General features: G+C 71.3%; 19 protein-coding genes. 7 read left to right on the top strand and 12 right to left on the bottom strand.

The window, feature by feature from the left end:
• Window position 1 precedes the first annotated feature (1 nt).
• Genes IE307_RS16435 through IE307_RS16445 form a run of 3 tightly spaced genes read left to right on the top strand, consistent with a single transcriptional unit; the run spans window position 2 to window position 3198 of the window.
• Window positions 2–1654, top strand: a complete 1653-nt coding sequence (locus IE307_RS16435) for an FAD-dependent oxidoreductase (protein WP_191298804.1) — start codon at window positions 2–4, stop codon at window positions 1652–1654.
• Window positions 1644–2249, top strand: a complete 606-nt coding sequence (locus IE307_RS16440) for an acetoacetate decarboxylase family protein (protein ID WP_191298805.1) — start codon at window positions 1644–1646, stop codon at window positions 2247–2249. The genes IE307_RS16435 and IE307_RS16440 overlap by 11 nt, the downstream gene beginning before the upstream one ends.
• A gap of 52 nt (window positions 2250–2301) precedes the next feature.
• The gene (locus tag IE307_RS16445) at window positions 2302–3198 is read left to right on the top strand and encodes an alpha/beta hydrolase family protein (protein ID WP_191298806.1); all 897 of its coding nucleotides are present in this window, start codon (window positions 2302–2304) and stop codon (window positions 3196–3198) included.
• 152 nt (window positions 3199–3350) lie between these two features.
• Here the strand turns inward: IE307_RS16445 and IE307_RS16450 are convergent, their stop codons facing one another.
• Window positions 3351–4457, bottom strand: coding sequence for a DNA alkylation repair protein (locus tag IE307_RS16450; protein ID WP_191298807.1), 1107 nt, complete (start codon window positions 4455–4457; stop codon window positions 3351–3353).
• A 49-nt stretch (window positions 4458–4506) separates the two neighbouring features.
• Window positions 4507–5535 carry an aldo/keto reductase gene (locus IE307_RS16455; protein WP_191298808.1) on the bottom strand — a complete coding sequence of 343 codons (1029 nt, stop codon included), beginning with the start codon at window positions 5533–5535 and terminating at the stop codon, window positions 4507–4509.
• 86 nt (window positions 5536–5621) lie between these two features.
• Between IE307_RS16455 and IE307_RS16460 the strand changes: the two genes are divergently transcribed.
• Window positions 5622–6551 (top strand): AraC family transcriptional regulator, encoded by a 930-nt coding sequence (locus IE307_RS16460; protein WP_268250376.1) that lies wholly within the window; start codon window positions 5622–5624, stop codon window positions 6549–6551.
• Window positions 6552–6558: 7 nt separating this feature from the next.
• Here IE307_RS16460 and IE307_RS16465 read toward each other — a convergent pair whose 3' ends face one another.
• The gene (locus IE307_RS16465) at window positions 6559–7305 is read right to left on the bottom strand and encodes a GNAT family N-acetyltransferase (protein WP_191298810.1); all 747 of its coding nucleotides are present in this window, start codon (window positions 7303–7305) and stop codon (window positions 6559–6561) included.
• 53 nt (window positions 7306–7358) lie between these two features.
• Here IE307_RS16465 and IE307_RS16470 point away from each other — a divergent pair, with 53 nt between their 5' ends.
• Together IE307_RS16470 and IE307_RS16475 are read left to right on the top strand one after the other, a co-directional pair.
• Complete coding sequence (locus tag IE307_RS16470; protein WP_229904763.1) at window positions 7359–8900, top strand: HD domain-containing phosphohydrolase; 1542 nt, start codon at window positions 7359–7361, stop codon at window positions 8898–8900.
• A gap of 71 nt (window positions 8901–8971) precedes the next feature.
• Window positions 8972–9337 (top strand): DsrE family protein, encoded by a 366-nt coding sequence (locus IE307_RS16475; RefSeq protein ID WP_191298811.1) that lies wholly within the window; start codon window positions 8972–8974, stop codon window positions 9335–9337.
• A gap of 43 nt (window positions 9338–9380) precedes the next feature.
• Here IE307_RS16475 and IE307_RS16480 read toward each other — a convergent pair whose 3' ends face one another.
• The 8 genes from IE307_RS16480 to IE307_RS16515 are packed head-to-tail and all read right to left on the bottom strand — an operon-like array spanning window position 9381 to window position 21594.
• Window positions 9381–12188, bottom strand: a complete 2808-nt coding sequence (locus tag IE307_RS16480) for a discoidin domain-containing protein (protein WP_191298812.1) — start codon at window positions 12186–12188, stop codon at window positions 9381–9383.
• Window positions 12167–13567, bottom strand: coding sequence for a glycoside hydrolase family 43 protein (locus IE307_RS16485; protein WP_191298813.1), 1401 nt, complete (start codon window positions 13565–13567; stop codon window positions 12167–12169). Before IE307_RS16485 ends, IE307_RS16480 begins: the two co-directional genes overlap by 22 nt.
• 9 nt (window positions 13568–13576) lie before the next feature.
• Complete coding sequence (locus tag IE307_RS16490) at window positions 13577–16009, bottom strand: glycoside hydrolase family 127 protein (protein WP_191298814.1); 2433 nt, start codon at window positions 16007–16009, stop codon at window positions 13577–13579.
• Window positions 16009–16830 (bottom strand): hypothetical protein, encoded by an 822-nt coding sequence (locus IE307_RS16495; protein ID WP_191298815.1) that lies wholly within the window; start codon window positions 16828–16830, stop codon window positions 16009–16011. Before IE307_RS16495 ends, IE307_RS16490 begins: the two co-directional genes overlap by 1 nt.
• A 10-nt stretch (window positions 16831–16840) precedes the next feature.
• Window positions 16841–17629: a carbohydrate ABC transporter permease gene (locus IE307_RS16500; RefSeq protein WP_191298816.1), complete on the bottom strand. Its 789-nt coding sequence runs from the start codon at window positions 17627–17629 to the stop codon at window positions 16841–16843.
• Window positions 17626–18447, bottom strand: coding sequence for a carbohydrate ABC transporter permease (locus IE307_RS16505; protein WP_191298817.1), 822 nt, complete (start codon window positions 18445–18447; stop codon window positions 17626–17628). Before IE307_RS16505 ends, IE307_RS16500 begins: the two co-directional genes overlap by 4 nt.
• Before the next feature lie 3 nt (window positions 18448–18450).
• On the bottom strand, window positions 18451–19695 hold the full coding sequence (locus tag IE307_RS16510; RefSeq protein ID WP_191298818.1) for an ABC transporter substrate-binding protein: 1245 nt from the start codon (window positions 19693–19695) through the stop codon (window positions 18451–18453).
• A 21-nt stretch (window positions 19696–19716) separates the two neighbouring features.
• Entirely contained in the window at window positions 19717–21594 is a 1878-nt protein-coding gene (locus IE307_RS16515) for a glycoside hydrolase family 127 protein (protein ID WP_191299001.1), read from the bottom strand.
• Between the two features lie 105 nt (window positions 21595–21699).
• Here IE307_RS16515 and IE307_RS16520 point away from each other — a divergent pair, with 105 nt between their 5' ends.
• Window positions 21700–22710 carry a LacI family DNA-binding transcriptional regulator gene (locus IE307_RS16520; RefSeq protein ID WP_191298819.1) on the top strand — a complete coding sequence of 337 codons (1011 nt, stop codon included), beginning with the start codon at window positions 21700–21702 and terminating at the stop codon, window positions 22708–22710.
• A gap of 3 nt (window positions 22711–22713) precedes the next feature.
• On the opposite strand, the gene IE307_RS16525 is transcribed toward IE307_RS16520, so the two are convergent.
• On the bottom strand, window positions 22714–24057 hold the full coding sequence (locus IE307_RS16525) for a cryptochrome/photolyase family protein (RefSeq protein WP_191298820.1): 1344 nt from the start codon (window positions 24055–24057) through the stop codon (window positions 22714–22716).
• Window positions 24058–24125: the final 68 nt, after the last annotated feature.

The following is a 24125-nucleotide window of genomic DNA, read 5'->3' on the forward strand; positions in this document are numbered from 1 at the left end:
CGTGGACTACGACGTGCTCGTCATCGGCTCGGGGTTCGGCGGCGCGGTGACGGCCCTGCGGCTGACCGAGAAGGGCTACCGCGTGGGCGTGCTGGAGGCGGGCCGGCGGTTCGCCGACCACGAGCTGCCGCGCAACTCCTGGCACCTGCGCGACTACCTGTTCGCACCGGCCATCGGGTGCACCGGCATCCAGCGGATCACCCCGCTGCACGACGTGCTGGTCCTCAGCGGAGCCGGTGTCGGCGGCGGTTCCCTCGTGTACGCCAACACCCTGTACGAACCGTCCGACGCGTTCTTCCGCGACCCGCGCTGGGGGCACGTCACCGACTGGCGTTCCGAGCTCGCACCGCACTACGACCAGGCGAGCCGGATGCTCGGCGTGGTGGAGAACCCGCTGCGCACCGAGGCCGACCGGCTGCTGCGCGAGGTGTCCACCGAACTCGGGGTGGAGGCGACGTTCCGCCCCACCCGCGTCGGTGTCCACTTCGGACGCGACGGTGAGGACCCCTTCTTCGGCGGCGCGGGCCCCCGGCGCAACGGCTGCATCGCCTGCGGCGCGTGCATGACCGGGTGCCGGCACAACGCGAAGAACACGCTGCCGAAGAACTACCTGCACCTCGCCGAGCAAGCGGGCACCGAGGTGTGGCCGTTGACCACGGTGACCGACGTGCGGCCCGGCAGCGGTGGCGGGTACGCCGTGCGGACGCGTCGCACCGGCGGGCGCGCGGAGCGCGTGTTCACGGCCGGCCAGGTGGTGTTCGCCGCGGCGTCGCTCGGCACGCAACAGCTGTTGCACCGCATCCGTGACGGCGGCGGTCTGCCCGGGCTCTCACCACGGCTCGGAGCGTTGTGCCGCACCAACTCCGAGGCGGTCGTCGCGGTGCGCTCGACGGACGGGAAGGTCGACCACTCGCGGGGCATCGCGATCACGTCGTCGATCCACCCGGACGAGAACACGCACGTCGAGGTCGTGCGCTACGGACGCGGCAGCAACCTGCTGGGCCTGCTCATGACGACGCTCGTCGACGGCGGCCCCGCCCGGTCGCGCCGCGGCCTCGCCCAGCTCAGGGCCGAGCTCCGCACCGCACTGCGGTTGCACACGCCCCGCAGGTGGTCGGAGGAGACCATCGCGTTGCTGGTCATGCAGAGCCTTGACAACTCGCTCACCACGAGGACCAGGAACGGCCGCCTGACCACGACCCAGGGCGAGGGCGAGCCCAACCCGTCCTGGATCCCGGCCGGGCACGACGTGGCGAGGCGGCTCGCCGCGCTGTCGGGCGGGGTGGCCAGGGGCGCGTGGACGGACATGGCGGACATCCCGCTGACGGGGCACCTCATCGGGGGCTGCGTCATCGGCGACTCCCCCGCCACCGGCGTGGTCGACCCGTACCACCGGGTGCACGGCCACCCCGGGCTGCACGTCGTGGACGGCTCGACGATCCCGGCCAACCTCGGCGTCAACCCGGCGCTGACCATCACCGCGCTCGCCGAGCGCGCGATGTCGTTGTGGCCTCGGAAGGGCGAGCCCGATCCACGCCCGCCGCTCGGCTCGAACTACGTGCGGCTCCGCCCCGTCCCCCCGCGCCGCCCCGCGGTGCCCGCCGGTGCGCCGGCGGCGTTGCGCCACGAAGGAGAGGCCGCCGATGCCCGCTGACTTCCCTCCCGAACCGTGGGACCTGTGCGGCCGTGGCTGGCTCACGGTGTCGACGGCACCGCGCTCGGCGGTGCCCCCGCCACCTCCGGGCGTGGTGCCGCTGACCCTGTTCGGCCACGTGGTCGTGGTGTCCGCGTTCGTCGACTACACCCCGCCGGGCCTGCTCTCCTACCGCGAGCTGATGACGGCCGTGGTGGTGCGCCGCGGATTCCGCCTGGGCGTGACCATCACCGACATCTGGGTCGACGACGAGACGTCGCGGGCAGGAGCGCGGGCGATGTGGGGAATTCCCAAAGAGATTGCGGACTTCACGCTCGTCGCCGAACCAGGTCTGACCGCGGACGCGCACGGCATCGCCGGTGCCGACGAACGCCCGCGCAGGGCGCCGGGACTGCCGGCGTGGATCACGACATCGGTGTGGCAGACGCTGGGAGACGACACACGTCGCACCCGGTTGCGCACCACCGCCCGCGTCCGGCCCACCCGGCTGCGCTGGCGGGTCACCTCCGGCGGCGCGCTCGGCTGGCTCACCCATACCCGGCCGCGCCTGCACCTCGCGGTCACGAACCTGCGCATGCGGTTCGGCTCGCCCTGACTTCGCGGCGCCACCAGCGCCGCGGATCCACCCATCTCACGAGGAGTGGTTCATGCGAGTTCTCGTAACGACGCTCACCCTGGCGGCCTCGGTCCTGGCCGCCCCCACCGCGTTAGCCGCGCCACCGGACTACGGCCTGCCCGGCTCGTACCCGGTGGCGTACAGCGATGTCACCGCCGTCGCGGGCGGCCGGTCCGTGCCCGCGCGCGTCCACTACCCCGCCACGGCCGCCGGGGCGAACCAGCCCGTGGCGGCGGGCAGGTTCCCCGCGATCGCCTTCGGCCACGGCTTCTTCCAGGCGACGTCCAAGTACACGAGCACCAGCACCCACCTGGCCTCGTGGGGCTTCGTCGTCGTGGTGCCGACCACGCAGGGCGGGCTGAGCCCGAACCACGGCACGTTCGCCGACGAGCTCAACGCCGGCCTGACCTGGCTGGTCGCTCAGGACACCACCACCGGCTCGCGTTTCCGCGACCACGTCAGCACGGCCTCGCTCGGCGTCGCGGGCCACTCCATGGGCGGCGGCGCGGCGGTGCTCGCGGCGGCGCGCAACCCCAGGATCACCGCCGTGTCCACCTACGCGGCGGCCGAGACCACCCCGTCGGCCAAGGCGGCAGCGGCGACTCTCGCGGCACCCGCGCAGTTCCTGGCCGGATCCCAGGACACCATCACACCGGTCGCCGAGCACCAACGGCCGATGTTCGCCGCGAAACCACCGTCGAAGCAGCTGCGCACCATCACCGGCGGGTTCCACTGCGGCTTCATGGACACCTCAGGCCTGTTCTGCGACAACGGTTCCATCACCCGCGCCGCCCAGCTCACCGCGGCGAAGCGGGTCATGACGTCGTGGTTCCGCCATCACCTGAGCGGCGACGCGGCGGCACGTGACTTCGTGTGGGGCCAGCCCGCCCGCACAGACACCGCCGTCACGTTCGAGGGAACCGAGTAGCAGTGGTGCGGCTCGCAACGTTGCCGGTGGAATTCGCGGTCAGACGGGTGCGTCGTGGTGCCGCCCCCACGTCCTCATACTGGACGGGCGGTGCCGCGAGGCGCCCTGCTGAGCGTGGAATACGCCGCCAACGTTGCGTGACGCGCCACTGCTCAGGAACCGTCCACCAGGACGAACTCGGCACGACCGGAGCGCACGCCGTTGACCTGCAGTTCGACGGCGTGCTGCCCGGGGTGGTACCGGCGGGTGGTGATCACCCGGAACGAGTGGTCCCGGCTGAGCTCGTAGGTCTCCCCCGGCTCGACGGTCCGGGTCGTCAGCTTGAACGTCTTGCCGGTCAGCGTGCCGTTGGCCTTGCGGTGGTGCACCACGTAGTCGATCACCAACCGGGCGGGCTCCCGGTCGAGGTTGCGCACGGATCCCGTGAACGACAACGTCTCCCCGATCGTCACGGTGTCGGTGGAGAGCAGCGGACCGACGACGTCGAGGCTCACCGAGGAGAACCCCAGCAGCCCGAGCGCGCCCGGATGTCCTTGCTTCACCAGGGTTCGCAGGCCGTGGCGCACGAGCCGCGCGGTGTTCACATCGGGCTCCGCCATCCACCCGGCCGCGGTCGCGACGACCACGTCCGGGTGCCGGCGGCTGATGTCGTTGAGGTGGTTGGCGACCGACCGCCGCACGTACTCGCTGTCGTCGCGGTGCAGCGCGTCGAGGATCGGCAGGGTCGTCCCGGGGTCGGTGAGGACGCCGGGCACGCGGATCGCCCAGGGCAGCAGCGGGCGCGTTCCCTCCGAGGCGAGCCTGCGCACGTGCTCCGAGTCCGACCGGGTCCAGCCCTCGATCACGCCGAGGGCTCGCCCCAGGTCCGCGTTGAGCAGGGCACGCAGGGCGAACTCCGACGTCAGGCGCCCCGTGAGCTCCGCCAGCAGGGCGAGGGCGTCGTCGAACGCGTCCACGCCGCCCTCGCTGATCGCCTTGGCGGCCACGGCACTGGTGACCGGCCAGATCATCCACCCGGTGAACGACGGCGACTCGTCCGCCGCGGCGCGCACGGTCCGCGCGAACGACGCGTAGTCGCCCGGCAGGTCGCCGAGCAGCGCGTCGCGCAGGAGGTCGCTGCGCTCCCGGAGTGCCAGCGGCGCCAAGGCGTTCTCGGCATCGCGAAGCCGGGACAGGCCCGCTTCCGGCCGTGCGGTCCGCAGGGAGGTGACGAGGGCGCGAACGGTCTGGACACCGATCAACTCGTCGGCAAAAGGCATGTCCGCGATGCTACCCAGACCGGGTTCGTCCACCGTGGACCGAGCCGGGTCACGCGGGGACGCGGCCGCCGCCCGCGAAGTCCCACACCCAGTCCGGGTACGGCCTCGCGCCCCTGCTCACCGCGTCGAGCCGGGCGAGGTCCTCGGCGGTCAGCTCGAGTTCCGCGGCGGCCGCGCTGTCCGCGATCTGATCAGGGCGCTTCGCCCCGACGACGACGCTGGTGACGCCCGGCTGCGCCAGGACCCACGCCAGTGCGACCTGCGCGGGGCTCACCTCGTGCCGTCCGGCGACGGCGCGCACCACGTCGACGACGTCCCACGCGGTCGAGTGGTCCACGGGAGGGAAGTCCGGGTAGTTCTCCGCCGAGCGGCGCGACCCCGCCTCGCTCGACCCGGTCCTGTCGTACTTGCCGGACAGGATCCCGCCCGCCAGCGGCGCCCACACGAGCAGGGACACGGCCTGGTCCACGGCGAGCGGCGCGATCTCCCGTTCGACGTCGCGGCCCAGCAGCGAGTAGTAGGACTGGGAGGCGACGAACCGCGCCCACCCGTGCCGATCGGACAGCCCCAGCGCCTTCATCAGCTGCCAGGCGGCCAGGTTCGAACACCCGATGTAGCGCACCTTGCCCTGCCGGACCACGTCGTCGAGCGCGGCGAGCGTCTCGTGGATCGGCGTCACCGGGTCGAAGCTGTGCAGCTGGTACAGGTCGACGTGGCCGGTGCCGAGCCGGCGCAGGCTGTCCTCGAGGGCGCGGACGAGGTGCAGGCGCGAGGCACCGACGCGGTTCGGGCCCTCCCCGACGCGGGCGCTGAACTTCGTCGCGAGGACGACGTCGTCACGGCGGGCGCCGAGCGCCTTGCCGAGCAGGACCTCGGACTCGCCGCCGGAGTACACGTCCGCGGTGTCCACGAGGGTGATGCCGTCGTCGAGGGCGCGTCCGACCACGGCGTCCGCGGCGGCCTGGTCGAGGCCGCCCAGGGCGTCGCCGAGCGCGGTGCCCGCCCCGCCGAAGGTCATGGTGCCGAGGCTGACGGTGGAGACGTGGACGCCGGTGTTGCCGAGCATGCGGTATTTCATGAACACCACGCTAAGCCGCTTTGGCTGGCTTTTCAGTACTAGGAACACCGGGTTTTGTGCTTGATGCTCCAGGCTATGATCGGCTGGTGGACCCGCTCTCGGATATTCTCTCGATGGTCGCCGTCGAGGCGGCCGTCACGTCGCGCCTGGACGCGTCGGGGCGGTGGGGCCTGCGGTTCTCGGGCACCTCGCACGCCAAGTTCGGCGTGGTGCACCGGGGTGGGTGCTGGATCGCCACCGAGACCTCCGCACCGGTGCGGCTGGGCGCGGGCGACTGCTACCTGCTCGTCGCGGGCGGGCCGTACACGATGGCGGGCGCACCCGACCTCGCCGCGCACGAGTTCGACTCGGCGTCCGCGAGGTTCACCGCGGACGCCGTCGACGGTCACCTCCGGCTGGGCGGCGGCGAGGCCGAGGCGGTCATCACCGGCGGCAGGTTCGTGCTCGACCCCGACCACGCTGCCCTGCTCCTCGACCTCGTGCCGCCGGTGCTCCCGATCCCGTCCTCGGAGGTCCCCGCGCCCGCCCTGCAGGCAGCCATGGACCTGCTGATCGCCGAGACCGCCGCCGGCACTCCACTGCCAGGCGCCGACCTCGTTCGGAACCACCTGGCGCACATCGTTCTCGTGCAGGCGTTCAGGTCCTACGTGGAGGTTGCCGAACGTCCCGGCGGCTGGCTCTCCGCACTGAAGGATCCGCAACTCGCTCCCGCGTTGCGGGCGGTGCACGCCGAGCCCGGCCACCCCTGGACGGTTCCCGAACTGGCGCAGCGGGTCCACCTCGCACGCTCCACCTTCGCCACGCGCTTCCGCGACGCGGTCGGCGTCCCGCCACTCGAATACCTGCTCCGCCTGCGCATGCGGCACGCCGTCCGCCTCCTGCGCGGCCACGACGTCTCGGTGACGGAGGTCGGCCGCCGGCTCGGTTATGCCTCGCACAGCTCGTTCTCGCACGCGTTCACCCGCGTGATGGGCGTGCCGCCGGGCCAGTTCCGGCACACCGCGGGTGACGCGTAGGCGTTTCTCAGCGCCACACGGTGCGCGTGTGGGTCATCTCGAATCCCAGTCGCGTCAGGTTCTTGTGGCTCACCGAACCGGACGCCGCCGTGACGACCACAAGGTCGCTGTCCGCGGCGGCGTCGGCGAGGCGCCGGGCGACCAGGGCGGCCTGACACCCCCTGCGCCGGAACTCCGGCACGGTGGCGGCACCGGCGAGCAGACTCGTTCCCCCGTGGGTGAACAACGCCGCCGCGGCCGCCGGGCGTCCGTCCACGAAGGCCAGATACCGCCGCAATCCCGGCGTGGCCTGCTCGATCGCCAGCATGGTCCGGAACGCCGTGGCGTCGGGCCCGACCTCGTAGCCCGCCAGCAGGACGTCCAGGTGTTCCCCGGCCACCTCGTCGACCTGCACGGCGCCCAGGCCGTCACCGCCCGGCCTCCTGTGCAACGCCGCGGTGGGAGCGGTGGGCGCCAGACCCGCCGACCGCAACAGGCCGTGCAGGTCGTCCGACGAGTCGCCCTCCCACACCTCGACGGCGGCCCGCACGCCCGCCTCCGCGTAGAAGGCCTCGACGGCGGGCAGGTGCACCGCGTCGGCGAGGGTGAAACCCCGGGCCTTGTTGTAGGGGACGTGGTTCGGCAACGCGGGCACCCTGGACACCACCGCGCCACCGATCCGGCGCAACTCCGCCCCGGCGAAGATGCGGGCGGCCGCCGCGAAGTCGAGCTCGGCCTTGGCGGTGAGCACGGCCTCGGCCCTGGTGACGGTCACCCGGCCGACGGTAGTGCCTCGGCCGGGGCTCGTGGCGGGGCTACGCTTCGCCGGTGGAGTCTGCGGACAGGGACGCCGGGATCGGCCTGGCCGAGCTGCTGGCGGCGTTCTCGCTGGCCACGGACCTCGGGCTGGGTCAGCCGATGGAGCACGTGCTCCGGTCGTGGCGGATCGCGGAGCGGCTCGCCGGGCACATGGGCCTGCCCGAGGATCAGCGGAGGTCGTTGTTCCCCGTCTCGATGCTCGGCTGGGTCGGCTGCGTCGCGGACTCCCCGGAGGTCGCCGCGTCGTTCGGTGACGACATCGCGTTCCGCGCGGACAGCTACGAGGTCGATCTCGCCGGACCGGCCGCGGTCGGGTTCTTCCTGCGCCGCGCCGGACGCGGCGGGCCGATGTGGCACCGGCTGCGGGTGGCGACGACGCTCCTGGCGACCGGCGGCCAGAACGTCGTGCAGGGCATGCGGTCGCACTGCACGACGACGTCGGCGCTGGCGGAGCGGCTCGGGCTCGGGCAGGACGTGGCGACGGCGTTGCGGCAGTTCTTCACCCGGTGGGACGGTCGTGGCGTGCCGCAGGGCGTGGGCGGCACGGACATCGCGCCGGCCATCCGGCTGCTGCACCTGGCCGACGTCGTCGAGGTGCGGTACCGGACCGGTGGCGTCGAGGGTGCGCTCGAGGTCGCCCGAGCACGGCGTGGCCGCCAGTTCGCGCCCGACGTGGTCGACGCGTTCGTCGCGCACGCACCCGACGTGCTGACCAACGCCGGGATCGACCCGCTCACGGCGCCGCGCCGCCCTCTGACGGAGGGCGAGCTCGACACGGCCCTGGAGGCGCTGGCCGACTTCACGGACCTGCGCTGCGCCTCACGTGCCGGGCACTCCCGCGGTGTCGCGGACCTCGCCGGTGCGGCTGCCCGGTCGATGGGCCTGCCCGCCGCGGACGTCGTCGCCACCCGCCGAGCCGGTCTGCTGCACGACATCGGGCTGCACGGCGTACCGGTCACCGTGCTGGACCAGCCGGGACCGCTGTCGGCCACCGACTGGGAGCGCGTCCGGCTCAGTTCGTACTACACCGAGCGCGTCCTGGCCCGTCCGGCGGCGCTGGCGAAGCCGGGCGCGATCGCGGCGATGGCGCACGAGCGCATGGACGGCAGCGGCTACCACCGCGGCCTGTCCGGCGCGTCCGTGCCGATGACCGGGCGCGTGCTGGCCGCGGCGTGCGCCTACCGGGCGATGCTCGAGCCGAGGGCGCACAGGGCGGCGTTGACCGACAAGCAGGCCGTCGGCGCCATCAGGGACGCGATCCGGTCCGGCGCGCTCGACGGTGACGCGGCCGAGGCCGTCCTCGCCGCCGCGGGCAACGGCGGCAGGCGGCGGGTGTCGGGTCCGGCCGGCCTCACGCCGCGGGAGGTCGAGGTGCTGGTCCTGATCTCCCGCGGCGCGCAGACCGGTGAGGTCGCCGAGCGGCTGGGGATCTCCCGCAGGACCGCGGGCACGCACATCGAGCGGATCTACACCAAGACCGGGGCGTCGTCCCGCGCGACCGCGACGCTGTTCGCGCTGCGCAACGGCCTGCTCGACCCGCTCGATCTGTAGGGAGAACGCCCGACGACACGGGCTCGTCCCGCTCCTAACGTCGGAGCTCCCCGACGAAAGAGGAGCAGACCATGCCGAACAAAGCCGTCATCAGCCTGGCGACGGGACTCGAGGACCCCGAGAAGGTGACCGTCGCCTTCCTCGTCGCGGTCGGCGCCGCCGAGACCGGCCGCGACACGCTGATGTTCCTGTCCAAGGAGGCGGTGCGCCTCTCCCTGACCGGCACCGCCACGGGCACCGCGTGCGACGGCTGCCCACCGCTGGCCGACCTGCTCCAGCGCTACGAGGCGGCGGGCGGGCGCTACTACGTCTGCCCTCTCTGCTTCAACGCCAAGCACCTCGACACCGACGACCTCATCTCCGGTGCCGAACTGAACGGCACCGTCCCGTTGTGGAAGTGGATCGGCGACGAGGCCGCGACCACGTTCAGCTACTGAGGTCGCTGCGGGCGACCAGCGCCGGCCGCCCGCAGCTCGCCGCCTAGTAGATCTTCACCTCCGTCAGCCCCGTCCGGAAGCCACCGGCGTGCGTCATCACGACGCGGAGCCGCTGCGTGCTGACCGGGGTGAACTGGACGACGTTGTAGTTGGCACGCGGCGCGGCCGGTGTGCGGGCCTGGCCGCCCACGTCCGCCCACGCGCTCCCGTTCCAGTGCTGGACCTGGTACGACGCGGGCGCCCGGTAGCGGTTGGCCGCGCGGTCGTCGCGGAAGTACAGCCGTACCTCGCTGATCTGGCGCTGCTGCCCGAGGTTCAGCTCGTACCAGTCGGTCGCGTTCGGCGAGCCGGAGCTGCCCCAGATCGGTTCGTTGATCGGGAAACCGTCCACGGCGGCGCCGGCCGACGTCCCGGACGCCGTGTAGGACGCCGACGCGCCCTGCGCCACGTTCGGCCGCGACGAGGTCAGGTCGACACCGGCCTTGGCGAACACGTCCACCATCCGCGTGCTGTTCTGCACGACGTCCCGCGGAGCGCGGACACCGGGGATCGCCGTCTGGTAGGTCACCGATCCGCCCGAGGGCAGCGTGACCGAGCCGGTAGCCGGGTCGTAGAGCACGCGGGTCAGCCGGTCGGCGGTGAACGCGCGGGTGCCGTTCAGGTACACCGAATAGCCTTGCGGGACACCGTTGTACCGGGTCACGCCGTCGGACGGGTCGTCCCACACCACGCTCAGGTCGGCGTTGCGGTGGCGCAGGTTGTTGACCGCGAAGTGCGACCAGCCGATGGCGATCGGCGACAGCTCGATCAGCCCGTCGGTGCGCGGCCGCAGCCCGGCGACGTCCTCCACGACGGTCCAGTTGCCGCTGCCGAGGACGTTGTGGTGGATCCACGACCGGTACTGGATGCCGCTGCCGTTCCAGTCCGCCCAGAACTCGTTGGCGTCCGGCCACTGCGTGTTGCCGCCGACGTACTGCGCCCAGGTATTCCAGTAGAGCAGCTTCTTGTAGTCCTCCGCGGTCATCCACTGGTTCGGGTAGTTGCGCAGCACCGAGGAGTAGAGGCGGAACTGCACCGTCGAGTTGATCGTGGAGAAGTTGTTCGAGCCGGGGTGGCCGGCCGCCGCCGCTGCCGCCTTGTCGCGCTGGTTGGCCGTGTAGAACGGGAACACCGGGTACTCGGCCGCGTCGGCGAACAGGCGCAGCGCCTGCTTGTACTGGTCGGTGTTCGGCATCAGGCCGACCGAGAACGGGTAGTAGTTGTTGATCTCCTTCCACGGGACGTGCGTGTTCGTGGCGACGTGCTTGTGCTCCAGCAGCTGCCGGGACGGGTTCCACAGGGTGTTCACCACGCCGGAACGGATCCGGTCGGCCAGCGCCTGCATCTCCGCGGCCTTGGCGGTGTTGCCGGCCAGGGCGTAGGCCTGTTGTGCGGCAACGGCTCCGCTCCACACGTACGCCGTCTCCGCGCGGTCGAGCCGGCCTGCCCGCCAGTCGAACGACACCGCGTCGGCGTCGTTGCCGGTGAGCGCGCCCCAGTCGTACTCGATGACCCCGTTGTTGTTGGTGTCGTAGAACGAGAGCTGGCCCTTTGCGTCGCCTTCCGCGTACTTGGCCAGCAGGGCCGCGATCGACGGCTGGCCGCCGTGGACCTGGTAGCTGCGCCACGCGGCCTCGGAGATGTACTGGGTGTAGGAGTTGGACCAGTTCTCCGGATCTCCGGGGTTGTCCAGGAACCGACCGCCCTTGGACGTCTGCCCCGCCGAGAGCCAGGGCCCGTAGGAGAAGACGGGATCGCGCAGGTACTTGAGGTCGTCGATGTGCATCGGCTGGGTCAGCACGATCGCGTTGTTGTAGCCGGTGGCGCCCTCGACGGAGACCGGGAACTGGTAGTCCTGGCCGGGGATGTCGACGTCGAGGTGGTTGAAGCGCATGAGCCACCAGCGGTAGTAGACGTTCTTCTTGATCGCCGGGTCGGGCACGTCGATGTAGGGGATGTTGTCGGCCCACCACCGGTTGTAGGCGCGCACGTGGGTGGCGAACGCCGTCTGGGGCGTGTACCCGCGGTAGGACTGGTACTCCGTCGAGGACGCGGGGATCTCGCTCGTCAGGAAGCCCATGGCGACCTTGGTGGTGACGCTCTGCCCGACGCCCAGGGTGATCGTCCTGTCCAGTCCGCCGCTGGCGACCGCGAACCCGTCGCCGGACAGTCGCGGCTGGATCGTGGTGAGGTTGTTCTTCACCTGCCTGCTGCCGGTCAGCTCGGTGCCGCTCGCGGTCGTCGCGTACGGCGAGGTGGCCCGCATCCGCAGCGTCGCCGGCGCGCTGCCCGTGTTCAGGACCACCAGGTTCGTCACCGCCACGTTGTTGTGCGTGATGAACTTGGTCATCTCGACCCGGACCGCACCGCTGGCGAAGACGCTCTTGTAGTGGCTGGGTTTCTGCACCCGCGAGGAGACCAGCTCGGTGAACGTGCCGGGCGACAGCGCCACCGAGTAGGCGTTCTGGCCGCTGATGTCGTCCCAGTAGGCCGACCTGCCGCCGAACCCGATCACCGCCGGGTTGTGGGTGTACATGAACAGGCCGCGCCCGCGGGTCATCAGGAAGTTGCCCGCCGGGTCGTTGCCCGGCCGGGCCAGCAGGCGGTCCATCCAGAAGTCGGTACCGCCGACCTCGGCGTCGTAGATCGCGTGCATCGTGCTGGCGGTGCTGTACCCGGCGGGCGGCGCGGGGATCGGCGGTCCGCTGAACGCGGGGTACCCGATCGTCTGCGCGGCCGAGGCCGGGGTCAGCGCGGCCGCGACCAGCACCACGGCCAGCGCGGGTGCCGTCAGGCGGCGAAGGCTTGCCATTCCAGGACTCCCGTCGAGAGGCCGGTCCTCGCGGTGAAGCTCAACCGCAACCGGGTCGTGGACACGGTGGTGAAACTGCTGGTGTTGAAGGTGTTCGCGGCCGTCCCGCAGGTACCGGGCAGGTCGGCGTAGGCGGTGCCGGTCCAGTACTGCAGGCGGCACGACGCGGGCAGGTCGATGCCCTGGTCGTCGTCGAACCAGTAGACGGCGCTGCGGTTGATCGACCGCGCGGACGGCCAGGTGTACTCGAGCCACTGCGTGCCCTGCTCGGGCCAGTTGCCGTACACGAGGTTCGAGCGGTCCGCCGAACTCGACGGGGTCGCACCGTTGTTGACCGCCGCGGTGGTCTCCCACGGCGACACGTACGAGGTGGAGACCGTGGCGGCCGGGGCGATGTTCGCACCACCACCGGGGTTTGGCGGCGGACCGGCGGCCGTCTGGACCACGCGCTGCATCGTGCCGTCAGCGTTGAAGTACAACAGGTCCACGGCCACCGACCGGCGGAAGTTGCCACCGCCCGGCGCCTGGGCGTTGTGGTAGACCACGTACCACTGGCCGTTGAACTGCGCGACGCCCGCGTGGTTGGTGGTCGACGAGACCTGGCCGAGCACCACGCCCCGCTGCGTCCACGGTCCCATCGGGCTGGTCGCGGTCGCGTAGCGCTGGCAGGCGTAGCTGGACGACGTGACGCAACCGCCGGTGTCGTTGGCCGCGTACATCATGTAGTAGAGGCCGTTGCGCTTGAACAGGAACGGCGCCTCCCAGAAGTTCGTCAAGCCCTGGGGTGTCACGATCGGACCGTCCAGTTCGATCATGTTCGGCTTCAGCTTCGCCGCGCGCGGGGCCCAGTACCCGCCCCAGTACAGGTAGGCCTGGCCGTCGTCGTCGGTGAACACCGTCGGGTCGATGTTGAGCGCGGACGAGTTCGGGGTGCTGTCGCTGATCAGCGGCCCGCCCTTGGCGTCGGTGAACGGGCCGAGCGGGCTGTCGCCGACCGCGACGCCGATGTCCATCCACCCGGCGCCGTTGCCGTTGACCGAGGTGTACCAGTAGTAATTGCCGTTCCCGGGTTCCACCTCGCTCGCCCAGGCATCGGCGCCGGCCCAGCGGAACGTGCCGACGTTCGCCCTGGCGCCGTGGTCGGTCCAGGTGGCGGCGTCGGTGCTCGACAGCACGCGCCACTCGCGCATCTGGAAGTTCTGCTGGCCGGACGCGGCTTCGTCGCGGCCGGCGTGGACGTACATCGTGCCGCCGACGACCAGCGGGGCCGGGTCGGCGGTGTAGATCGAGGTGACGATCGGGTTGGCCGCGTGGGCGGGCGTTGCCACGACAACGCCCGCTACCAGCGTGATCGCGGCGCCCAGCAGGGTGGCGCGCATCGATTCTCCTCAGGTTCCGGTGGAGTGGAGGCTCGCGACCTCCGAAGCACTGAGTGCGCGGCCGTAGACGCGGAACGAGTCCACGGCACCGTCGAGGTACGGGTCGTTCGCGTACTGGGAGCGCCCGATCCAGTTCTGCGCGGTGTTGCCGGGCCTCGCCGTCACCGCCGAGTTGCGCCCTGCCTCCGCGCCGTTGACGTACAGGACGCCGAGATCACCGTTCTGCGTCACGGCGACGTGCGTCCACACGCCCTGGGGAAGCGCCGCGGCCGCGTTGATCTGCTGCTCGGCGCCCGCTCCCCCGGTGGTGATCGCGAACCTCGCGCCGCCCGCCGGACCGCGCGGGGTCAGGAACGCGTAGGCCCCGGTGCCCGAACCGAAGTCGAACACCCGCGACCACGTCGTGACGGTGTCGAGCCGCACCCAGGTCGCGATGGTGAACGAGGACGCGGTCGCCAGCAGTCCGGCCGGCAGCACCACGTGGGCACCGGAGCCCGGGAGGTCGACGGCCTGCCCGCCCCGGCCGGACGTCCAGGCCGCCCCGCCCGCGAGCGTGGCGTGCAGGCCGTTGCCGGTGGCGTCGTTCGCGTTGCCGTCGAACGGGTAGTGCGCGATGAACGGCGGTGTCTCGGCGGCGACGGTCCAGTACACGTTGTACCGCTGCCCGTGCACCTTGTAGAACGGCATCAGCGTCACCTGGCCGGTGCTCGCCGTGGCCGTGTACTGCAACGGGGTCGAGGTCGCCCTGATGGTCGACGGTCGCAGCACCGGCATCGCCTGCAGGTTGTTCGTCCCGTAGGCGCCCGCCAGCACTATCGGGCCGTGGCGCACCGCCTGCACCGTGCGGTTGTCCGGAGTGGACTCCCGGTTCAACGTCATGGGCAGGCTTATCTCCACGACGTCCCCGCTCGACCAGGTGCGGTCGATGCGCGCGTAGGTGCCGGGTGTGGCCGGTTGCTCGGCGCCGTTGAGCAGGATCCGGGCGCCCGCGGCCCAGGCGGGCACGCGCACCCGCAGGTCGATCGTCCCGGAACCGCTGATCGTCAGCCGCGACGACGGCGACTCCGGGAACGACGTCTCCTGCCGCACGGTGAACCCGCGCCAGCTCACCGAGGAGGCGACGAACAGGTTGACGTACAGCGTGGTGCCGGAGTGGGCGTAGATCCGGCCGGTGTGCGCGGTGTTGGTCTCCATCCCGGTGCCGTGGCAACAGGTGAAGTCGTTGTAATCGTTGCTGTACGTGCGGATGCCGCCGGGACGCAACGGCGTGTAGTAGCTGTGGTGGCCGTGGGCCGAGTTCGGGTTCTGCCCGCCCAGGAGGTGGTTGTAGAGGGTCTTCTCGTAGAAGTCGAAGTAACGCGCGTCAGCGGGGTTGGTGCGGAACAGCTGGGCGGTGAGCTTCAGCATGTTGTAGGAGTTGCAGCACTCGCAGGTGCTGTCGGACAGTTCCGACGCGATCCGGCCGGGCGCCTTGAAGTACTCGCCGTTGGAGTTGCCGCCGATCGCGTAGCTGTGCGCGCCGACGACGAACTCCCAGAAGTTGCGGGCGATGTCGCGGTACCGGGTCGTGCCGGTCGCGTGGTACTCGCGGATCGCCCCGATCGCCTTCGGGATCTGGGTGTTGGCGTGGTAGCCGTTCAGCGCGTCGCGGTTCTGCGCCAGCGGGTCGAAGACCTCCGCGTGGTCGAAGTACTGGGCGGCGGTCAGGTGCGCCGGGTCGCCGGTGAGCTGGTGCAGGTTCGCGAGCACCTCGTTCATGCCGCCGAACTCGGTGTCGAGCATGTTCTGCCGCTGGTCGTAGGTCAGCCTGCCGTTGCGCCACGACGTCCACGCCGCCATCTGCGTGAGCACCGCGAGCGCCTGGGCGTTGCCGGTGAGCAGGTGCACGTCGAGCAGGCCGGCCATGATCTTGTGCAGCGTGTAGTAGGGCGCCCAGACCTGCTCGCGCGCCTCGACCCTGCCGATGAAGCTCTCCGGGAACGCCGAGAGGTAGCCCGTGCTGAACCCCACCCCGGTGGCCCGGCCCTGGCACACCGCCAGTTGGTCGACCAGGTAGTTCGCCTTGGTGGAGAACGCCGTGTCGCCGGTGGCGGCATGGGCCTGCGCCAGCGCCGTCAGCACGTGCCCCGTCGAATGGCCGCGCAGTTCGGTGGACGGCGACTCCCACCCGCCGCACGGGACGGCCGACGACGCGAGCGAGACGTTGCGCCGGAACGTGTGCAGCAACCGGTCGGGGTCCAGGAACTTCAGGTAGGCGTGGGTGCGGAGGGTGTTGTCCCGGAACGGGCCCGGCAGCAGGGTCACCGCGCCGAGTCCGAACAGCTCGGCGGACACCCCGAAGTCGGGGCGTGCCGCGGCGAGCGCGCGGGTGGGCAGCGCCGCCGCGGCGACGGCGATCGCGCCCGCGCGCAGCACGGCGCGCCGGGAGGGCAGGGGCGCCATCAGAACCCGTACCGGTTCTTCAGGTGCCGCCACCAGTCGCGGAACATCCACTTGTCGAACTCGGTGATCACGCTCGCGCTGCCCGCCTTCATCAGGAACCCGCCGACGCCGCTGGGCGTCCAGTCGTAGAAGTCGTCCAGTCCGAACGTGTGGCCGATCTCGTGCAGCAGGATGTGCACGTCCGACGAGTTCAGGTTGTTCATGTAGTACTCGCTGCCGATCCGCTGACCCCAGTCACCGCCGGCGCCGCCGCCCATCCCCGCCGTGAGCCACAGGGACTGGTCGTAGTGCCGCGCGACGCCACCGGGGCACCGCGGGTAGGTGCCGTTGCGGTTGAAGAACCTGCCGCAACCCTCCGAGCACTGCGGGGCGTTCTCCCGGATGTCGTTGACGTAGATGTCTACGGAGTTGTCGGTCCACTTCAACTGGTTGCGGTCGCGCACGGCCCAGCCGACGACCTTGATCGGCACGGACGCGTACGGGAAGCCGTTGTGCCCCGCCATCACGTCCGTCCACTTCTCGTACTGCCGGGCGAGCTGCGCGTGGACCGCGTCGCGTTGCTGCGCGGTCACCGGCTGGGGCGAGTCCCAGCGCACGCAGAAGTTCAGGTAGCCGCGGTTGGCGAACACCTGGTCCCAGCCGTAGTTGCGGAACCCGTAGAGGTCGCCGTAGGTGCTCTCTACGTGCTGCCACACCTGGTTCAGCGGCGTCACGAGGTTCGAGGGCGGGGCCCACGTGTCCGCTCTCGCCGGAGCCGCCACGCTCGCCGTCATCGCCGCCGCGAAGAGTGCGGTCAGGAGTCCTTTCCAGAACCGGGTCATGCCGGCCTCCTCAGCCTTTCAGCGCGCCCGAGGTGAATCCCCGGACGTAGCTGCGTTGCATGAACGCGAACAGCACCAGGCACGGCAGGGCCATGAACACCACGCCCGCTTCGAGAGCGGCGTAGTCGATCGAGCCGTGACTGGCGGTCCGCATGTTGACCACGGCGAGCACGGCGGTGAACTCGTCCGTGGAGTTGAGCAGGATCAGCGGGGCGAAGAACTCGCTCCACGACGTGAGGAACGCGAAGAGCCCGACGGTGACGAGTCCCGGCCGGACGGCGGGCAGCATGATCCGCACCAGGGTGCCGACACTCGAACACCCGTCGACGCGGGCGGACTCCTCCAGCTCGACCGGGACAGCCTCGAAGCTGTTGCGCATCATGAACACCGAGAACGGCAGCTGGAAGACGATCAGCACCAGGCTCAGGCCGACCAGCGAGTCCTCCAGCCCGAGCCAGGACAGCAGGACGTACAACGCGATGAGGATCGTCGCGTACGGCACCATCAGGATCGCGAGGGTCAGCAGGAAGAGCAGGTCGCGGCCGAGGAAGCGGAACCGGCCGAACGCGTAGCCCGCGAACGTGGCCACGACCAGCGTGCCGGTGACGGTCAGGGCGCTGACGACGACGCTGTTGAGGACGTGCACCGCGCGAATCCCGTTGCTGGAGGTGAAGAGCCGCGCGTAGTTCTCCAGGCCGAACCCGGTGTCCGTGCGCACCGACGCCCACCCGCTCCACACCAGCGGGAACAGGAACAGGATCGCGAGCGCCGAACCCGTGACGTAGTAGGAGGTCCTCATGCGGACCTCCGGCGCAGGACGGCGAACTGCACCGAGCTGACCACGGCCAGCAGCACGAGGAGCACGACCGAGATCCCGGCCGCCGACCCGAGGTCGAGCCGCACGAACGCCTCCCGGTAGATCACCATCACCAGCGAGGTGGTGCTGTTGTCGGGTCCTCCCCTGGTGAGGATCCAGAACTGGTCGAACGCGAGCAGCGAACCGGTGATCATCATCGTGAGCACCAGCGCGATGGTCGGGCGCATCAGCGGCACCGTGATGCGCCCGAACACCTGCCAGCGGCTCGCGCCGTCGATCCGCGCGGCCTCGTAGACGTCGAGCGGGATGGCCTGCAGCCCGGTCAGCAGGATCAGCATGTTGAACCCGGCGAACCGCCACAGCACCAGCAGCACGGCCGAGCCCAGCGCCGGGCTGTCACCGCCCGCCGGGAGCGGGCCGATCTCCTCGCTCAGCAGTCCGAGGAACAGCAGCGAGGCACTGGCGAACCCCACCGTCATCGGCAGGAAGAACGCGGTGCGGAAGAAGCCGACGCCCGGCCTGCGGTTCTGCACCAGCAACGCGAGTCCGAACGCGATGACGAACAGCAACGCGGTGATGAGCACCGTGTACCGCAGGGTGAACCAGGCCGCAGAGGCCACCAGCGCGTTGTCCACGACCGCGGTGTAGTTGTCGGGCGCGTTGAGCCTGGGGTTGCCGAGCAACGGCCAGCGGTGCAACGACATCCAGACGACGAGCAGCAGCGGAACCACGAAGAACAACCCCACCAGCACCGCGGCGGGCGTGGCGTACAGGGCTCCGGTCACCGCTCGCCTGCGCACAGTTCACCCCTGCCGCAACGACTTGGTGATCGCCTCGTTGCCCGTCGCGAGGGCCTGGCCCGCGTTGCCGAAGAGCGCGCCGCGCACGGTGGTCAGCCACGGCCCCTGCGGGTCGTTGAACGTGGCGTTGAAGTTGCGCGCGTACGGCGTCTTCCCCTTGGCCACCAGCCCGTTCGCCGTGACCAGCCGCGGATCCGCCGAGGAGTGCCTGTTCGCCGCGAGATCGGTGCGGACCGGCACGCCCTTGCGTTGCGCGATCACCTCGACCTGGGCCTCGTCCGACATCGTCCAGGCCAGGAAGTCCCACGCCTGCTGGGCCTTCCCGCTCGTGGCTCCGATGCCGATCGCGTCACCGCCGACGAACGTGGACTCGCCACCGGTGAGGCCGGGGATCGGCGCGAGACCCGTCTTCACGCCCTTGGCCTCGATCGCGTCGAGCCACACCGACGGGGCGGGCGCGATGCCGACCTTCCCGCTCTGCAACGCCCCGAGCCAGGTCGGTCCCGCCTCCGCCTTCGACGCGGGGGACGCGACGCCCTGGTCGTACAGGTCGCGGTAGACGGCGAACACCTCGGCCATCTCGGGTGAGTCGACGAGCGCGGTGCGGCCTTCGGCGTCGAGCACCTCACCGCCCGCCGCCCACACCGAGGGCCAGAAGGTGAACTCGACGCACCCGCCGCAGTTGCCGCCGAAGTACGTGCCGTGGACGTCCCCGCCGAGCTGGTCGATCTTGCGGGCGTGCTCGGCGAACTCCGCGAGCGTGCGCGGCGGCTTCTCGGGGTCCAGTCCGGCCTTCGCGTAGAGGTCCTTGTTGTAGAGCATCACCGACAGGTCGATGGTGTGCGGCACGGCGTGGGTGCGGCCCTCCCACGTGCCGGCGCGGACGTGGGAAGGGGCCACGGAGTCCTTGAACGGCAACGACTGGAACTGGTCGGTGACGTCGGCCCACAGGCCTTGAGAAGCGTACTGCGGTGCGAACACCACGTCCGCGGCGAACAGGTCCGGCAACGACCTGGCGCCCGCCGCCGAGGCCAGTTTGGCGGGGTACTCCTCGTTGGGGTACGCGGTGACCTCGACCTTGTTGCGGTGCGAGGCGTTGTAGGCGTCGGCGTAGGCCTTGGACACCGCCTCGGTCGCGGCGCGGGTCCAGAGCGTGAGGGTCGCGCCGTCGTCGGCGGCGCCGGGTTCGTCCGCACCGCACGCGGCGGTGGCCAGCAGCAGTGCGACTGCCGCGAGCTTCGCTTTCACGGTCTCTCCTTTGAGACGTGGTCAGTCGGCGGGAAGCCAGACCCGCATGGTGGACGGGCCCCGGCGGGCCCAGCGGTGGTACGGCGTGAGGCGCAGCGCAACCGCGGCGCCGGGTCTGGCCGGCGGTTCGCCGTACGGCCACGAGGCGTCGGCGGGGACGTCGAACCGCGCCCGCACCACCGCCGCGTCACCCGTCTGCTCCGGTTCGTGTCCCGTGTGGACCCGCAGCACGTCGAGGTCGTGCTCTCCCAACGACTCCGCGCACAGCACGACCGGTCCGCGTTCCACCGCGACACAGCCGCGCACCGCGTCGATGCGGGGGTCGGGCCAGGTGAACCGCGGCCGCATCGGCAGTTCCAGCCGGATCTCCTCGCCGACCGCCCAGTCGCGGTCCACGACGACGTCCCCCGGTGCGACCGGGCGGCGCTCGCCGCCGACCACGAGGACCGCTCCGGCCGCCCAGCCCGGCACGCGCAGGGTGATCGACCAGCGTCCGCCGCCCCTTCTCACCCGCACGGCCACGTCTCCGCCCTCCGGGTACGACGTGCGCACCTCGACGCCGACCCGGCGGCCGTCGGCGAGTGCGGTCTCGACGTCGCAGCTCGCGTACTGGTGCAGCCGCAGCCCGGTGTCGTCGGCGGTGACGAGGTACGACGAGAGGCTGGCCAGCAGCCGGGCGATGTTGGGCAGGCAGCACGACACCTCGTACCACGGCGCCCTGAGCCCGCCGACGACGTCGAGCCGTTCACCGCCGTGCCACGGACGCGCGGGCGTGCGCTGGTGCAACGTGTTGGCGTAGAAAAAACTCCGGCCGTCGTCACCGATCGCGCCCGCGATCAAGTTGTGCAGCACGCGGTCCGTGACGTCGGCGTACCGGCTCTCGCCCGTGGCCAGCAGCAACCGCTGGGCGAGCATGACCGTGGCGACGCCCGCGCACGTCTCGGCGTACGCGCGGTCTGCCGGCAGCACGAAGTCGTCCCCGAACGCCTCGTCCTGGTGGCGCGACCCCATGCCCCCGGTGAGGTACGTCCGGCGCGCCCAGGCCCGGTCGAACTGCTCGGCCACCGCCGCCAGCAGGTCGTCGTCCCCGGTCTCCACCGCCACGTCCACGGCACCGCACGCCAGGTACAGCGAGCGCACCGCGTGTCCGCGCAGGACCGTCGCCTTGCGCACCGGGACGTCGTCGTTGAAGTAGGACCAGCCGAACTCGTGGGCGGGAAGGCCGCGGTGGCCGCGCCGCTCGACGAACAACGCGGCCTGGTCGAGGTAGCGCTGCTCCCCCGTCAGCCGCGCGAGCTCCACGAGCGCGGTCTCGATCTCCGGGTGCCCGCAGACCCCGGTGCCGTCCGGCTGGAACCGTTCGCAGACGTGGTCGGCCGCGCGCCGGGCGACCTCCAGCAACGGTCCGGCGCCCGCGGTCCTCGTCCGGGCGACCGCCGCCTGCACCAGGTGCCCGGTGCAGTAGAGCTCGTGGCCCCAGGCGAGATCGCTGTGGCGGGGCCGCTGCCAGTCCCGGCCGAACGACGTGCTGAGGTAACCGTCCTCCGCCTGGGCGGCGGCGAACGCGGCCGTGAGCGCGTCGACGCGGGCGTCCAGTTCGGAGTCCGGCGATCTGCCGTGCTCCCACGACATCGCTTCGACGATCTTGTAGACCTCGGAGTCCGAGAACTCGCGGCCCTTCCGTTCCCGCGACCCCGACCCGGTGGCGACGGTCGCGAAGTTGGCGGTCCAGCCCAGTGAGTCCATCCACTCCAGCGCATGGGCGAGCGTCTGCTCACCGTTCACCCGCTGCCGGGACGCCCAGAAACCACCGGTGACGCGCACCTCGTCCGTCCCCAGTGGACGGAGCGGACCGCGGGACGGGACGACCGGCCCGCGGATCGACGGGGTGTTGCGCATCGTTGCCACACAACGCACTCTGGAGACCGAAAACGATTTCGACAATGCGCCATCAGGAGCAGAAGTCATCGAATACGAGGTCGAATCTCGTTCGAAAGGATTTCGATGGGCAGACGGCGATCGGAAGCGGTGACCCTCGGCGACGTGGCGAAGCGGGCGGGCGTGTCGATCGCCACCGCGTCCAAGGCGATCAACGACCGCGACGAGGTCGCGGCGGCCACCAGGGCGCGCGTGCTGCGCGCGGCGGCCGAACTGTCCTTCCAGCCCAACGTCCTCGCGCAGGGCCTGGTCGCGGGCCGCACCCGTGCGATCGGCCTGCTCACCGACGAGCTCGACGGACGGTTCGCCATCCCGATCCTGCTCGGCGCCGAGAACGCCCTGTCGGACCTGCAGATGTCGGTGCTGCTGTGCGACACGCGCGGCGACGCCATCCGCCGCAACCACTACATCCGCACGCTGCTGGCCCGCCAGGTCGACGGGTTCATCGTGGTGGGCGACAGCAACGACGTCCGCACGTCGATCACCGCCGACATCCCGGTGCCGGCGGTGTACGTCTACTGCCGGTCGACCAACCCGGACGACCTCTGCCTGGTCTCCGACGACCCCGGCGGGGCACGGCTCGCGATCGAGCACCTGACGGCCCTGGGGCGCCGGCACATCGCGCACATCACCGGTCCGCAGCACTACCGCGCCGCGCGCGACCGCGTCGCGGCCGTGCGCACCGTGCTGGCGGAGCAGGGGCGGTCACTCGCAGGCGGCGAGCCGTTGCACGGCGAGTGGTCGCAGCGCTGGGGCCGTCACGCGGCCCGCCTCCTGGCGGCCACCGCGCCCGAGGTCGACGCGGTGTTCTGCGGCAACGACCAGATCGCGAGCGGCGTCGCCCAGGCGCTCACCGAGCTCGGCCGACGCGTGCCGGACGATGTCGCGATCGTCGGCTACGACAACTGGGAGATCTTCGCCGCGGACTGCAAACCCCCGCTCACCACCATCGACCTCAACCTCCAGCAGCTCGGCGCGACCGCCGTGACGCACCTGTTCGCGGCGCTCGAGGGCTCTCCGGCAGCCGGTGTCGTCCGTCAGCCGTGCCGGCTCGTGGTGCGCGAGTCGACGGCCTGAAGGTCACCGCTTCCGGCGTGCGTCCGCGAACCTGTCCGCCGCTTCGCGCAGGTCCACGACGGGCGGTGGGTAGTCGAGCGCCTCGCGTTCGTCCTCGGGAAGCCTCCACGGCTCGTGGACGTGCTTCGGGTCCACATCGGCCAGTGCGGGCAGGTAGCGCTTGACGTAGGCGCCGTCCGGGTCGTAGCGGATCGCCTGCGCGACCGGGTTGTGCACGCGGTTCGGGCGGGTGTCGGTGCCCGTGCCGGCCACCCACTGCCAGTTCATCTGGTTGTTCGCGAGGTCGCAGTCCACCAGCAGGTCGACGAAGTGCTGGGCGCCGCGCCGCCAGTCCAGGTACAGGGTCTTGCACAGGAAGCTCGCCGCGACCAGGCGGGCCCGGTTGTGCATCCAGCCCTCCTGGACGAGCTGGCGCATCGCCGCGTCCACCAGCGGATAGCCGGTGCGGCCGTCCCGCCACGCCTCGAAGTCCCGCTCGGAGCGGCGCCAGCGGTCGTCGCGGGTGCGGTAGTCCCTCGTGGCGGACTCGGGGCGGGCGGCGAGCACCTGGTGGTGGAAGTCCCGCCAGGCCAGCTGCCGGGTGTACGCGCGGGCGCCCTCGGACGCCGTTCCGACGCGGTCCAGCAGCTCGGTCACCGACACCGTGCCGAAGTGCAGGTGCGGGGACAGGTGGGAGGTGGCGTCGTCGGCCAGTGCGTCGTGCACCTCGGCGTAATCGGCCGCACCCGTGCGCGCCCAGCTGGCCATCAGCTCGCGTCCGACGGTCTCGCCGCCCGCGGCCAGGTCCGGCGACGGGGTGCCGTCGTGGAGCCGTCCCGGCAGCTCACCGCTGATCTCGGGCACGGTCACGCGCCGCGGTGCACGCAGGACACCGCGCCGCTGCACGGTCTCCCACCTGCGGAAGTACGGGGTGAACACGGCGAAGTGGTCGCCACCGCCGGACGGGGCGAGGGACAGCGGCGGGACGGCGTTGATCGACGCGTCGTGCACGTGCAGGTCCGCGCCCAGGGCCCGCAGCGCCTCCTCCCGGCGGCGGGCGTACCTGCTGACGTCGGCGGCGACGTGGATCTCGGTGACGTCGTGCGCGCGGACGATCGCGGCGACCTCGTCGGCGAGCTGTCCCCTGCGCACGACCAGCGCGCCGCCGAGCGCCCGCAGCGACGCGTCCAGGTCGGTCAGGCAGTCGGTGAGGAACGAGGCGCGGTTGGCGTTGAAGAACGAGGATGAGATGATCGCGTCGTCGAGCACGAACAGCGGGACGCACCGGTCCGCGGCGGCCGCGGCGTGCAGCACCGGGTTGTCGTGGACCCGCAGGTCCCGGGTGAACAGCGCGATCGACGTGGTCATCGGAGAGCGGTACCCCGTGGCGCGGCCCGGCAACCACCTCGTCCCTCGTTCGTGGAAGGACGGTTGCG

Origin of the sequence: Lentzea cavernae, from assembly GCF_014653695.1 — a bacterium.
Classification (GTDB): domain Bacteria; phylum Actinomycetota; class Actinomycetes; order Mycobacteriales; family Pseudonocardiaceae; genus Lentzea; species Lentzea cavernae.

Coding starts and splice junctions, on each gene's coding strand:
- IE307_RS16500 (WP_191298816.1), bottom strand. CDS start 17,629: ATGAGGACCTCCTACTACGTCACGGGTTCGGCGCTCGCGATCCTGTTC.
- IE307_RS16440 (WP_191298805.1), top strand. CDS start 1,644: ATGCCCGCTGACTTCCCTCCCGAACCGTGGGACCTGTGCGGCCGTGGC.
- IE307_RS16455 (WP_191298808.1), bottom strand. CDS start 5,535: ATGAAATACCGCATGCTCGGCAACACCGGCGTCCACGTCTCCACCGTC.
- IE307_RS16520 (WP_191298819.1), top strand. CDS start 21,700: ATGGGCAGACGGCGATCGGAAGCGGTGACCCTCGGCGACGTGGCGAAG.
- IE307_RS16450 (WP_191298807.1), bottom strand. CDS start 4,457: ATGCCTTTTGCCGACGAGTTGATCGGTGTCCAGACCGTTCGCGCCCTC.
- IE307_RS16515 (WP_191299001.1), bottom strand. CDS start 21,594: ATGCGCAACACCCCGTCGATCCGCGGGCCGGTCGTCCCGTCCCGCGGT.
- IE307_RS16495 (WP_191298815.1), bottom strand. CDS start 16,830: ATGACCCGGTTCTGGAAAGGACTCCTGACCGCACTCTTCGCGGCGGCG.
- IE307_RS16445 (WP_191298806.1), top strand. CDS start 2,302: ATGCGAGTTCTCGTAACGACGCTCACCCTGGCGGCCTCGGTCCTGGCC.
- IE307_RS16490 (WP_191298814.1), bottom strand. CDS start 16,009: ATGGCGCCCCTGCCCTCCCGGCGCGCCGTGCTGCGCGCGGGCGCGATC.
- IE307_RS16485 (WP_191298813.1), bottom strand. CDS start 13,567: ATGCGCGCCACCCTGCTGGGCGCCGCGATCACGCTGGTAGCGGGCGTT.
- IE307_RS16475 (WP_191298811.1), top strand. CDS start 8,972: ATGCCGAACAAAGCCGTCATCAGCCTGGCGACGGGACTCGAGGACCCC.
- IE307_RS16480 (WP_191298812.1), bottom strand. CDS start 12,188: ATGGCAAGCCTTCGCCGCCTGACGGCACCCGCGCTGGCCGTGGTGCTG.
- IE307_RS16525 (WP_191298820.1), bottom strand. CDS start 24,057: ATGACCACGTCGATCGCGCTGTTCACCCGGGACCTGCGGGTCCACGAC.